9 protein-coding genes are annotated in these 12094 nt (G+C 69.4%); 4 read left to right on the top strand and 5 right to left on the bottom strand.

Annotated features, from left to right (window positions below):
* Positions 1 to 248: 248 nt before the first annotated feature.
* The 5 genes from ACSFA5_RS29885 to ACSFA5_RS29865 form a co-directional block, all read right to left on the bottom strand.
* Positions 249 to 884 (bottom strand): class I SAM-dependent DNA methyltransferase, encoded by a 636-nt coding sequence (locus tag ACSFA5_RS29885; RefSeq protein WP_435447672.1) that lies wholly within the window; start codon positions 882 to 884, stop codon positions 249 to 251.
* Positions 881 to 1639, bottom strand: a complete 759-nt coding sequence (locus tag ACSFA5_RS29880) for a PIG-L deacetylase family protein (protein ID WP_435447671.1) — start codon at positions 1637 to 1639, stop codon at positions 881 to 883. Before ACSFA5_RS29880 ends, ACSFA5_RS29885 begins: the two co-directional genes overlap by 4 nt.
* On the bottom strand, positions 1627 to 2670 hold the full coding sequence (locus ACSFA5_RS29875) for an acyl-CoA dehydrogenase (protein ID WP_435447670.1): 1044 nt from the start codon (positions 2668 to 2670) through the stop codon (positions 1627 to 1629). The genes ACSFA5_RS29880 and ACSFA5_RS29875 overlap by 13 nt, the downstream gene beginning before the upstream one ends.
* A gap of 91 nt (positions 2671 to 2761) precedes the next feature.
* Positions 2762 to 3394, bottom strand: a complete 633-nt coding sequence (locus tag ACSFA5_RS29870) for an alpha-ketoglutarate-dependent dioxygenase AlkB (RefSeq protein WP_435447669.1) — start codon at positions 3392 to 3394, stop codon at positions 2762 to 2764.
* Positions 3391 to 5715 carry a helicase C-terminal domain-containing protein gene (locus ACSFA5_RS29865; RefSeq protein WP_435447668.1) on the bottom strand — a complete coding sequence of 775 codons (2325 nt, stop codon included), beginning with the start codon at positions 5713 to 5715 and terminating at the stop codon, positions 3391 to 3393. Before ACSFA5_RS29865 ends, ACSFA5_RS29870 begins: the two co-directional genes overlap by 4 nt.
* Positions 5716 to 5863: 148 nt before the next feature.
* Between ACSFA5_RS29865 and ACSFA5_RS29860 the strand changes: the two genes are divergently transcribed.
* The 4 genes from ACSFA5_RS29860 to ACSFA5_RS29845 are packed head-to-tail and all read left to right on the top strand — an operon-like array spanning position 5864 to position 12090.
* Entirely contained in the window at positions 5864 to 9412 is a 3549-nt protein-coding gene (locus tag ACSFA5_RS29860) for a response regulator (protein WP_435447667.1), read from the top strand.
* A complete protein-coding gene (locus ACSFA5_RS29855; protein WP_435447666.1) occupies positions 9409 to 10281 on the top strand; it encodes a CheR family methyltransferase in 873 nt (290 codons plus the stop codon). The genes ACSFA5_RS29860 and ACSFA5_RS29855 overlap by 4 nt, the downstream gene beginning before the upstream one ends.
* The gene (locus ACSFA5_RS29850; protein ID WP_435447665.1) at positions 10278 to 10883 is read left to right on the top strand and encodes a chemotaxis protein CheB; all 606 of its coding nucleotides are present in this window, start codon (positions 10278 to 10280) and stop codon (positions 10881 to 10883) included. The genes ACSFA5_RS29855 and ACSFA5_RS29850 overlap by 4 nt, the downstream gene beginning before the upstream one ends.
* Positions 10873 to 12090: a hybrid sensor histidine kinase/response regulator gene (locus ACSFA5_RS29845; RefSeq protein WP_435447664.1), complete on the top strand. Its 1218-nt coding sequence runs from the start codon at positions 10873 to 10875 to the stop codon at positions 12088 to 12090. The genes ACSFA5_RS29850 and ACSFA5_RS29845 overlap by 11 nt, the downstream gene beginning before the upstream one ends.
* The last annotated feature ends 4 nt before the right edge of the window (positions 12091 to 12094 follow it).

Here is a 12094-nt window from a genome sequence, read left to right as displayed (position 1 = left end):
AGGGGAATGCAGGTGCGTTGAGCGATGTTTGCAGGTGTAGCTCGCCCGTTGGGCACCATGTCGCCGAACAAGCGGACTGACGGGTTTCAGCCGGCGGTGGCGGGAAAACGCAAGTTGTCCGGCTGCCGTCATAAACAAGCCACGAATGTCCGGTTCTCGTGGCCTTGCGCGAACAAACGGAATTTTCAGACACCCGTGTGGCGTGTTTCAGCGCAGCGGCAAGCTACGCGCAGGCACAACGAGCTCGGTCACCGAATGCCCTCCCGCTGCGCCACCGAGCGCGTATCGCGCGACCACACCTGGAGCACGAAGTCGTCTTCTTCGTGCAGCACGAGTCGCGCGAGGCCGATCCCGGCGAGCATGCCGTGCACGTCGGCGGTGGACAGGCTGCGCTCGCTGAAGTCGGGCCGCCAGTCGCAGGCGACCAGCGTGCCCCCTTCGTCCAGTGATTCGCTGCATTGCTCGGCCACGCGCTGCATGTCGTCACGCTGCAGAAAGTAGCCCACCTCGCTGAGCACGATCAGGTCGAAAGGCCCCTCGTCGCGCGGCCAGTCCACCGGCAACGTGTGCCGCGCGATGCGCACGTGGGGGCAGCCGATGGTGCGCTCGCGGGCCAACGCCACGGCCTGCGCCGAGAAGTCACTGGACAGCAGCCGGTCGCAGCGGGCTGCCAGCGCGAGCGTGAGTTCGCCGATGCCGCAGCCCGGCTCATAGGCATTGCGAAAACGCGCTTGCGGCAGCGCCGCGAGCAGCACGGCCCGCTTGCGCGCCTCGTACCAGCGCTCGCGCGACACATAGGGGTCGTCGCTGGCGGCGTAGAGCGCGTCGAAGTACCGGCGCTTGCCATGGCCTTGCGCTTCGGCCTGCCCTGGATGGGCGCTCACAGGAACACCACTTCGTAGGGGCGAGCCGCGCGCTCGACCGTGCTTGCGCGCAACACCGGCCCCACGCCGGTGGACGCATCACGCTGCAACTGGCTCGTGAAGGCCTGCACGGCCGCGCGCTTGCGCCGCACCGCTTCTTCGCTCAGTGGCAGGCGAAAAGCGCTTTTCCACGGCATGCGTTCGTCGCCGGGCCGGGACCAGTGCCAGCCCCAGACCGGCACCTCGACCAGCCGCGCGCCCGCGGTGGCGGCGGCCAGCGCGCAGGCCTCGCCAGTGATCTCGTGGTCCGGATGGCCGTCCCGTCGCCAGGTGGTGAACACCACGTCGCGCGGGCGCAGCAAGGCCACGAGCCGCGCCGCGAGCACGGCGCGCAAGTCCTTCAGCCCGCCGTCGGGCAGCCCGAGCCGCGCGGGCTCGATGTGCAGGCCCAGGCACTCCAGCGCACGCTGGCTTTCGCGCGGGCGGGCGGCGGCGAGGCGCTCCGCGGGCCATTCGGTAGAGCCCGCGTGGCTGGCGGTGCCGTCGGTGACGGCAATGACTTGCACCGGCGTGCCGTTGTCGGCCAGTTGCGCCAGCAGGCCGCCGACCGAAAGCACCTCGTCGTCGGGATGGGGCGCAACGACCACCGCGCGCGCGCCTTCGGGCACCAGCGCATGCATGTCGATGACAGGCAGTTCGGCCAGCCCCGGCCAGCGGTGCCATTCGGCTTCGGTGGTGCCTTCGCCACGAATGGCGCGGCTTGCTACAGCGACCATGAAGGAGATTCCTCTTGCGTGTTGTCTTCGCTTTGTGCGTTGCGGTCGATGGCCAACTGGCCCAGCGCGGCCAGGTCGCGCTCCGCATGGCTCTGGCGCAGGAACACGGGCAGGTCGGCCATCGCGCGGGCGAAGTGCGGGTCGCGGCACAGCGGACCGGCGCCGACCGCGCGGCCGGCATGGTGCATGACCTCGGTGGCGGCCCGCTCCACGGCCAGGCGTGCGCGTGTCGCGACATGCTGGGCGCTGTCGCGCGGATGGCGGTCGATCCACTCGGCGGATTCGCGCAGCAGCGCGGCCACCGGGCCCAGCGCCACCTCGATGGCGCCGAGGTGCGCGAGCCGGTGCGCGTCGGGCTTGGGGCCTCCCGGGCGGCGCACCCTGCGCGCGATGCCGAGCGCGCCGCCGAACCAGCAGGCTGCAATGCCGGCGCCGCCCTGCCAGAAACCGGCCCGGCCTACGTAGTCGCCGGGCTGGCCGACCTGCACGGCCTGCGCGTTGTCGAAGCACACATCGACGCTGGCGCTGCCCGCCATGCCGACGGCATGCCAACCGTCGCCCGTCACGCGCACACCGGGCTGGTCCATGGCCACGGCGGCCAGGCAAGGCTCGCCGGCCGCGTTCCAGCCGCTGACCACAGCATGGGTGACGCTGGCCGCGCCTGAGCACCAGGCCTTGGTGCCGTGGAGGCGCACGCTGTCGCCCTGCCCGGCTTCCAGGGTCACGCGGGCGTCCGGCGGCTCGGCACACCATGTGCCCCAGCGCGAGCCCGATGCCGCAAGCGGCGCACCGCCCAACTCGGCCAGGATCGCCAGCGCGTCCGTGTGGCCCTCGAACAGCTTCACCAGCGAAAGATCGTGCGCCGCGACCGCCGCCAGCACACGCCAGCGCGACAGCGTGTCGCCGGAACCGGGCAGCGGCAGCTCGTCGATGCCGGCATCGACCAGGTGCGCGAGCGACAGCGCGCCGCCGTGACGAAGCGCCAACGACGCCAGCAAATCGGCGGGCGCGGCGGGAAGGGGTTCGAACATGTGCCCAAGGTAGACAGCCTGCGTGTCCGGCATCGTCGGGAATGGGCGTCGCCCCCTGTAGGAGCGGCGGCAGCCGGGGGCATCCGGCGGTTCAGGGCGGGGCTGCCCGGCCCGTTCGTCGCGTTCGCAAGGTGATGGCGTAGCGCAGCGCCTCGGTCGGCGCAATGGCATGCTGCCAGGCCCAGCGCGCCGGCCCGCGCAACACGTAGATGGAGCGCGGCTCGATCAGCAACTCCAGCACGCTCGGCCCCGAGGCCGGCGCACCGGGCACCCAGGGCCTGAACTGCATCACCGCGTCGCCGTGCAACGAGACGCCGACGATGTCCTCGAAATCCGGCACGTCGCGGTGCCAGCCCAGCGGCGTGCCGGGGCGGTATTCGGCAATCAGCGCGTGCGTGAGCGCTTCGGGCGCGATGCCGGCCCACGCCGCCGCCTTGTTCCGCAGCGGGTGCAGCAGCTCGGGCAGCGGCGCGCCGGGCTTGAGCGTGTTCGTGTCGAAGTCGTGGCTGCCGCCGTAGCCGATGCCGCGCCGGCGCGCCGTGTATTCCTTGTAGCGCATCTCTTTCAGCGGCAGGCCCTGCACAAGGCGCAGCAGGCCGGCCTCCTGCTGCGCAGAAAGAAAGCCGTTTTCGTAGCGCAGCCCTTCGATGACCGCGCTGGGTGCTTCGCCGAACAGGTCGGGCTGGCCCGCATGTTCGAGGCGCCTGCCACCGCGCGCGGTCATGCCCCTCCCGCCAGCTGCACGTGCCACCAGCGCGGCAGCAGTTCGCGGATTTCGGCGCGCGCGAAGCGGTCGTCCAGCAGGTGCAGCACGCCCCGGTCTTCCTCGGTGCGGATCACGCGGCCGGCGGCCTGCACCACCTTCTGGAGGCCCGGGTAGAGGTAGGTGTACTCGTAGCCCTTGCCGAAGCGCGTCTGCATGCGCTCGCGCGTGATCTCGTTCAGCGCGTTGTACTGCGGCAGCCCCAGGCTGGCCACGAAGGCACCGATGAGCCGGCTGCCCGGCAGGTCGATGCCTTCGCCGAAGGCGCCGCCGAGCACCGCGAAGCCGATGCCCTGCCCGCCCTCCTCGAAGCGCGCGATGAAGCCGTGGCGGTCGTCCTCGCGCATGCCGCGCGTCTGCGTCCACACCGGCACGCTGGGGTGCAGCAGCGAGAACGCGGCGCAGGCCTTGTCGAGGTAGTCGAAGCTGCTGAAGAAGGCCAGGTAGTTGCCCGGCGCGCGCTCGAACTGCGCGCCGATGATGTCGGCCACGTGGCGCAGCGAGCCCGCGCGGTCGCGAAAGCGGGTGGACACGTGCATGGCCACCTCCACGCGCAGCTGCTGGCTGGTGAAGGGCGAGGCCACGTCGAGCAAGGCGGTGTCTTCGGGCAGGCCGAGCGCGTCGCGGTAGAACGCGAAGGGCGACAGCGTGCCCGAGAAGCAGGTGACCGACACCGCGTCGCCGAAGCGCGCGGCCAGGAACGGCGCGGGCACGAGGTTGCGAATGGCCAGGGTGCGGTCGTGCTGCGCGGCGCCCAGCGTGCGCTCGAACACCGAGTGGTCGCTGAAGGCCTCGGCCAGCCGGGCGAAGTGCAGCGCGTCGAAGAAAAAGCGCTGCAGCGGCCCCTGCGACGCCTCGGGCGTTTCCGCGAAGTACTCGGCCATGGCGGTGTTGGCGGCCTGCAGGGTGCGCAGGAAGCGCTCGGGAATCTCGTCGCCGGTTTCGTAGTCGGCCTGCTGCGCCTGCTGCACGGTGTCCCATTCGCGGAACAGCCGGGCCAGCGGGCCGCGCAGGGCGGCGGGTGCCACGCGGTGGGCTTCTTCGAGCGCGGCGCCTTCGAGCGCCGCGGTGTACATGCCGCGCGCGCGCTCCAGCAGGTTGTGGGCCTCGTCCACCAGCACGGCCACCCGCCAGTCGGCGTCGCGCATGGTGGCGTAGAGAAAGGCGCTGCTGTCGAAGTAGTAGTTGTAGTCGCCCACCACGGCGTCGGCCCAGTGGGTCATTTCCTGAGCGAGGAAATACGGGCACACCGCATGCGCGAGCGCAATGTCGCGCAGCGCCTGCCGGTCGAGCCAGGCGGCCTGCGCGGCCTGCTCGCGCGCGGCGGGCAGCCGGTCGTAGAAGCCCTTGGCCAGCGGGCAGGCGTCGCCGTGGCAGGCGCGGTCGGGGTACTCGCACACCTTTTCACGGGCCGCGAGTTCGAGCACGCGCAGCCGGCCGGCCCCCTTCCCTTCGCCCTGCCCCTTGTCGAGCACGCGCAGTGCGTCGAGCGCCACCGGGCGGCCCGAGGTCTTGGCGGTGAGAAAGAAGATCTTGTCGATCTTTCCCGCGGCCCGCGCCTTGAGCAGCGGAAAGAGGGTGGCCAGCGTCTTGCCGATACCGGTGGGCGCCTGCGTCATGAGGCAGCGGCCGTTCACGGCCGCGCGGTAGACGGCTTCGGCCAGTTCGCGCTGGCCGGTGCGAAAGCTGCGGTACGGGAATTCGAGCCGGGCCAGGGTCTGGTCGAGCGCGGCGCGGTGGCTGGCCTCGCTCGCAGCCCATGCGCTGTATCGGTCGCACAGCGCCTCGAAGTGCGCGCGCAACGCATCGCGGGTGTGGTGCTCCTCGAGCACGGTTTCATCGCCGCTGGCCAGGTCGAGGTAGACCAGCGCCACGGTCATTTCTTCGTGGCCGTTCAGTTCGCACAGCATCCAGCCATAGGTGCGGGCCTGCGCCCAGTGCAGGGCGCGGTGGTTGCCGCGAATGGCGTCGAAGTTGCCGCGGAAGGTCTTGATTTCCTCGACCCGGGCCGGTTGCCCCCTGCGCACTTCGTAGCCGTCGGCGCGACCGCGCACCCTCAGCGCGCCGCAGGTGGTGTCGAGCCCGACCTCGCTGGCGTACCCGTCGCCGCGCCGGTTCTGCACCAGCGCATGCCCGGCCATGCCTTCCTGCGCGCTGGGCGCGGGCACGAAGCGCAGGTCGAGGTCGCCCGCCTTCGCGCCGAAAGCGCACAGGGCCTTGACGGAAACGACGTGCGCAACAAGGGGTGCCGCGGCTTGCGGGCTGGAGGGTACGGGGCCCATCTCGCTTTGACTGTATGAATTCACAGTATAGCGAGGCATGCCTCAGACTAGGACCTCACTCACCTTCTTGTCCTGACGGGGCTTTCTCCGACAGGGTGACCTGATTTTTTCGGCAAGACTTGACAAGTTTTGCTTACAAATGCGTCCGATGAATACTCCCGCAGCGATCGACCCCGAAGACTTTGAACGGCTGCTGGGCCGCAACATCAAGCTGCCGCTGATCGGCGGCGTATTCGGCGCCGTGGTGTTCGTCGGGCTGATCCTGTTCTTGCTCAACGCCATCGGCTGGGTCGAGCACACCGACCGCGTCACCCGTGCCGCCAGCGAGCTGCAGCGCCAGGGCATCGACATGGAAACCGGCATGCGCGGCTTCCTGATCACCGGCGACGAGAGTTTTCTGGAGCCCTACCAGAGCGCGGTGCCGCGCATGAAGGGCGACACGGCCGCGTTGCGCGAGCTGGTGTCCGACAACCGCCAGCAGGTGGAGCGCATCGACCGCATCGCGGGCATCCAGGCCACCTGGCTGGAGTTCGCGCGCAGCCTGATCGCCGCCCGCCGCGCCGGCGAAGACGCCCAGGCCCAGGTGCGCCTGGGCCGCGGCAAGCGGCTGACCGACGACATGCGCGCGGAGTTCACCGCGTTCATGGACACCGAGCAGGCGCTGCGCTTTCAGCGCAACAACGACGCCAACCGCACCGCCTGGTGGACGGTCGGCCTGTTCCTGCTGTTCACGGCGGGTTTCACCGGCCTGGTGGCCTACTTCGGCCGGCGGCAGCTGGTGCGGCTGTCCGACGGCTACGACGTGGTGTTGAAGGAACAGGCCGCCCATGCGGAGCGGCTCGTCCACGAGGCCTGGCTGCGCAGCGCGCAGACCGAGCTGGTGGGCGACCTGGTCGGCGAGCTGAGCGCGCCGGACATGGGCCGCAAGGTGCTCGCGTTCTTCTCGCGCCACCTGGGCACCTCGGTCGGTGCGCTGTACGTGCGCGAGCGCCACGGCCCGCTGCGCCGGGCGGCGAGCTACGGATTCTCGAGCGCCTCCGAGGCCACGCCGCAGGTGTTCTCCCCCACCGAGAGCCTGATCGGCCAGGCCGCGGCCGAACGCCGCCGCATGCTGATCGACCCGGTCGACGCCGACTACCTGAAGGTCAACTCCGGCCTGGGCCAGATGTCGCCCAAGGCCGTGCTGCTGCTGCCGGTGACGGACGGTGGCGCGGTCAACGGCGTGATCGAGCTCGGCCTGCCGGGCCCGCTGGACGATCGCTGCAGCCAGCTGCTGGACGTGGTGGCCGACGACATCGGCACCTCGCTGGCGGCGGCGCGCTACCGCGAGCAGCTGCAGGACGTGCTGGCCGAAACCCAGCAGCTCAACGAAGAGCTGCAGGTACAGCAGGAAGAACTGCGCACCGCCAACGAAGAACTCGAGGAACAGTCGCGCGCCCTGCGCGCCTCGCAGGCCATGCTGGAGAACCAGCAGGCCGAGCTGGAGCAGACCAACAGCCAGCTCTCGGAACGCACAGAGGCGCTGGACCAGCGCAACACCGCGCTGCGACGCGTGCAGCGCGACCTGGAAGACCGCGCCGACGAACTGCAGCGCTCCAGCCGCTACAAATCGGAGTTTCTGGCCAACATGTCGCACGAGCTGCGCACGCCGCTCAACAGCGCGCTCATCCTGGCCAAGCTGCTGGGCGACAACCCGCAGGGCAATCTCACGGCGGAGCAGGTGAAGTTCGCCGACTCCATCTACGCGTCGGGCAACGACCTGCTGGTGCTGATCAACGACATCCTGGACATCGCCAAGGTCGAGGCCGGCAAGCTCGAGGTGGTGACCGAAGACATGTCGCTCGCCAAGCTGGCGCAGAGCCTGGAGAGCACCTTCAGCCCGCTGTCGACGCAGAAGAACCTGGGCTTTCGGCTGGAGATCCGGCCCGATGCGCCGGCCACGCTGGTCACCGACCGCCAGCGCGTGGAGCAGATTCTGAAGAACCTGCTGTCGAACGCGCTGAAGTTCACCGACCGGGGCGAAGTGGCGCTGGTGGTGTCGCCGACCGCGGACGGCGGCGCGGCCTTCGCTGTGTCCGACTCGGGCATCGGCATCGACCCGCAGCAGCACGAACTGATCTTCGAGGCCTTCCGCCAGGCCGACGGCACCACCAGCCGCCGCTACGGCGGCACCGGCCTGGGCCTGTCGATTTCGCGCGACCTCACACAGCTGCTGGGCGGCAAGCTCACCGTGAGCAGCACACCCGGCCAAGGCAGCACCTTCGTGCTGGAGCTGCCGGCCAGGGCGCCGCAGGCGGACGCAGCTTCGTCGTCTTCCTCGTCCTTTTTCTCTGCGCCCTCCCCTTCCACCCCTTCCTCGCATTCGTCGCATTCGTCTTTCGCGCCGCCTCCGCACTCGGCGATCTACTCGCCCCGCGCCATGGCCGTGCCTGCCGCACCCCAGGCGCCCAAGACAACCCCCGTGCCCGCACCCCAGTTCGCCGACGACCGCACGCTTCCGCGCGACCAGGTGCGCCGCGTGCTGGTGATCGAGGACGAGCCGCAGTTCGCGCACATCCTCTACGACCTGGCGCACGAACTGGGCTACCGGTGCCTGGTGGCGCACGGCGCGAACGACGGCTTCGAGCTGGCCACGCAGTTCCTGCCCGACGCGATATTGCTCGACATGCGCCTGCCCGACAGCACCGGGCTGGACGTGCTGCAGCGCCTGAAGGACTCGCCGCACACGCGCCACATTCCCATCCACGTGGTGTCGGCCGCCGACAACGCCCAGGGCGCCGCGCTGCAGATGGGCGCCATCGGCTTTGCGCTGAAGCCCGCCACGCGCGACGAACTGATGAAGGTGTTCGGCCGGCTGGAGGACAAGCTCACGCAGAAGGTCAAGGTCGTGCTGCTGGTGGAGGACGACGCGCTGCAGCGCGAGAGCGTGATCCGCCTGATCGGCGACGACGACATCGAGATCGTGGCGGTCGGCTCGGGCGAAGAGGCGCTGGAGCTGCTGCGCACCCGTGTGTTCGACTGCATGATCACCGACCTGAAGCTGCCCGACATGCAGGGCAGCGAGCTGCTCAAGGCCATGGCGGCCGAAGAAATCGTGTCGTTCCCGCCGGTCATCGTGTACACCGGGCGAAACCTCACGCGCGACGAAGAAACCGAGCTGCAGCGCTACTCGCGCTCGATCATCATCAAGGGCGCGCGCTCGCCCGAGCGCCTGCTCGACGAGGTAACGCTGTTCCTGCACAAGGTGGAGGCCGAGCTGTCCACCGAGCGCCAGGGCATGCTGAAGACGGTGCGTGGGCGCGACCGCATCTTCGAGGGCCGCACCATCCTGCTGGTGGACGACGACGTGCGCAACATCTTCGCGCTGACCAGCGCGCTGGAGGCGCGCGGCGCCATGGTCGAGATCGGCCGCAACGGCCGCGAAGCGCTGGAAAAGCTCGACCAGGTCAGCGAGATCGACTTGGTGCTGATGGACGTGATGATGCCGGAGATGGACGGCCTGGAGGCCACGCGCCGGCTGCGCGCCAACCCGCGCTTCGAGAAGATGCCGGTGATCGCCATCACCGCCAAGGCCACCAAGGACGACCGCGAGCAATGCCTGGCCGCCGGTGCCAACGACTACCTCGCCAAGCCGGTGGACCTGGAGCGCCTGTTCTCGATGCTGCGCGTGTGGATGCCCAAGATGGAGCGCCTATGACCCGACCGTCCGCGAAGCCGACATCCGCCACCGCCTCCCCGCAGGCGCACCCGCTCAGCGACACCGAGATCGAGCTGCGCCTGCTGATGGAGGCGATCTACCTCAAGTACAGCTACGACTTTCGCAACTACACCGTGGCCTCGCAGAAGCGCCGCGTGCTGCATGCGCTCGACCAGCTCGGGCTGCCCAGCATCTCGGCGCTGCAGGACAAGGTGCTGCGCGACCCGGGCCTGTTCGGGCGGCTGCTGCAGTTCCTGACCATTCCGGTGAGCGAGATGTTCCGCGACCCGCCGTACTTTCTGGCGCTGCGCCAGCACGTGGTGCCGATCCTGCACACCTACCCTTCGGTGAAGGTGTGGGTGGCGGGGTGCAGCACCGGCGAGGAGGTGTTCTCGCTGGCCATCCTGCTGCGCGAAGAGGGCCTGCTGGCGCGCACGCAGATCTACGCCACCGACATCAACCCGGCCTCCCTGGAAAAGGCACGCCACGGCATCTTTCCGATGGATGCGATCAGCGGCTACACCACCAACTACCAGCGCGCGGGCGGGCGCAGTTCGTTCTCGGACTACTACACCGCCGCCTACGACGCCGCCCGCTTCGACCCCTCGCTGTGCGCCGACGTGATCTTTGCCGACCACAGCCTGGCCACCGACAGCGTGTTCGCGGAAACGCAGCTGGTGTCGTGCCGCAACGTGCTGATCTACTTCAACAGGCAACTGCAGGACCGGGCCTTGGGCCTGTTCCACGAGTCGCTGTCGCACCGCGGCTTTCTCGGCCTGGGCTCCAAGGAGAGCATCGACTTCTCGGGCTACGCCGACCGCTTCGAGACGCACGCCCGCGTCGAGCGCATCTACCGCAAGCTCGCATGAGAAAGCAGCTGCGTTCATCCCTTCACAAGCGCGTGGACGCCGTGGTGCTCGGCGCCTCGGCCGGCGGCATCGAAGCGCTGACCACGCTGCTGCACGGCTTGCCCGCCACCTGGCAACTGCCGATGGCGGTGGTGCTGCACCTGCCCGAGGACCACGACAGCCACCTGGCCGAGATCTTCGCCCAGCGCCTGCCGATTCCCGTGCACGAGGCGGCCGACAAGATGCCGCTCGCGGGCGGCAGCCTTTACTTCGCGCCGCCGGGCTACCACCTGTCGATCGAGCGCGAGCGGGCGTTCTCGCTGAGCTGCGAGCCGCCCGTGCTGTTCTCGCGGCCGTCGATCGACGTGCTGATGAGCTCGGCCGCCGACGCCTACGGCCCCGCCCTCGCGGGCTTTCTGCTGACCGGCGCGAACTACGACGGCGCCGAAGGCCTCCACCGCATTCACCTGGCCGGCGGCCTTACCGCCGTCCAGGACCCGCAAGAAGCCCAGATTTCCACCATGCCCCAAGCCGCCATCGCGCGCCACGCCCCCGACTACGTGCTCCCCTTGCGCGAACTGCGCGAACTGCTGCTCCAACTGGAGGCCGTTCATGAACATTGACATCGAAAGCAAGCTGCTGATCGTCGATGACCTGCCGGAAAACCTGCTGGCACTGGAGGCGCTCATTCGCGCGCCGGGCCGCGTGGTGTACCGCGCGGCTTCCGCCGAGGCGGCGCTGGCGCTGCTTCTGGAGCACGAGTTCGCGCTGGCCATCGTCGACGTGCAGATGCCCGGCATGAACGGCTTCGAGCTGGCCGAGCTGATGCGCGGCACCGAGCGCACGCGGCACATTCCCCTCATCTTCGTGAGCGCCGCCGGGCGCGAGCTGAACTACGCGTTCCAGGGCTACGAAAGCGGCGCGGTCGATTTCCTGCACAAGCCGCTGGACCCGCATGCGGTGGTCAGCAAGGTGAACGTGTTCGTCGACCTGTACCGGCACCGCAAGGCCCTGCGCCACGAAATGGAATCGCTGGCCGCGGCGCACCGCAAGCAGGAAGAGCTGGTGGCGCAACTGCAGCACACCCAGCACGAGCTGGAACGCGCCGTGCGCATGCGCGACGACTTCATGTCGATGGTGTCGCACGAGCTGCGCACGCCGCTGAACACGCTGTACCTCGAGGCGCAGCTGCGGCAGTTGCACCTGTCCAAGGGCAACCTGGCCAACTTCGCGCCCGATCGCCTGCCCGCGATGATCGAGCGCGACCAGCGGCAGATCCGCAACATGGTGCGGCTGATCGACGACATGCTCGACGTGACGCGCATGCGCCGCGACGCGCTGTCGATCCAGACCAAGCCGGTCGACCTGGCCGAGCTGGCGCGCGCGGTGGTCGAGAACCTGCGCCAGCAGGCCGAGGCCGCGGGCACCGTCATCACGCTGGACGCACCGGCCGAGTTGCGCGGCATGTGGGACGAGTTCCGCATCGAGCAGGTGCTGACCAACCTGTTGACGAACGCGCTGCGCTACGGCGGCGGCAAGCCGGTTCAGATGGTGGTGCGCGCGGTCGACGGCATGGCGCAGGTGGCCGTGCGCGACCAGGGCATCGGCGTGGCGCCCGAAGACCAGGAGCGCATCTTCGAGCAGTTCGAGCGCACCGCCGACAGCCACAAGCATGCGGCCGGGCTGGGCCTGGGGCTGTACATCACGCGCAAGATCGTGGGCCTGCACGGCGGGCATATCGGCGTGCAGAGCACGCCGGGCGAAGGCTCGCGTTTCGTGGTCGATCTGCCACTGCAGGCGGCCGAAGCGCAGGCGGCAGCGCAAACGTAGGCAT

This window comes from Variovorax monticola, assembly GCF_051216855.1.
Classification (GTDB): Bacteria; Pseudomonadota; Gammaproteobacteria; order Burkholderiales; family Burkholderiaceae_C; genus Variovorax.
This window is presented reverse-complemented; position numbering and strand designations above follow the sequence as displayed.

Excerpts from the sequence above, each read along its gene's own strand:
- ACSFA5_RS29880 (WP_435447671.1), bottom strand. The coding sequence starts at position 1,639 with ATGGTCGCTGTAGCAAGCCGCGCCATTCGTGGCGAAGGCACCACCGAA.
- ACSFA5_RS29875 (WP_435447670.1), bottom strand. The coding sequence starts at position 2,670 with ATGTTCGAACCCCTTCCCGCCGCGCCCGCCGATTTGCTGGCGTCGTTG.
- ACSFA5_RS29860 (WP_435447667.1), top strand. The coding sequence starts at position 5,864 with ATGAATACTCCCGCAGCGATCGACCCCGAAGACTTTGAACGGCTGCTG.
- ACSFA5_RS29845 (WP_435447664.1), top strand. The coding sequence starts at position 10,873 with ATGAACATTGACATCGAAAGCAAGCTGCTGATCGTCGATGACCTGCCG.
- ACSFA5_RS29850 (WP_435447665.1), top strand. The coding sequence starts at position 10,278 with ATGAGAAAGCAGCTGCGTTCATCCCTTCACAAGCGCGTGGACGCCGTG.
- ACSFA5_RS29870 (WP_435447669.1), bottom strand. The coding sequence starts at position 3,394 with ATGACCGCGCGCGGTGGCAGGCGCCTCGAACATGCGGGCCAGCCCGAC.
- ACSFA5_RS29855 (WP_435447666.1), top strand. The coding sequence starts at position 9,409 with ATGACCCGACCGTCCGCGAAGCCGACATCCGCCACCGCCTCCCCGCAG.
- ACSFA5_RS29865 (WP_435447668.1), bottom strand. The coding sequence starts at position 5,715 with ATGGGCCCCGTACCCTCCAGCCCGCAAGCCGCGGCACCCCTTGTTGCG.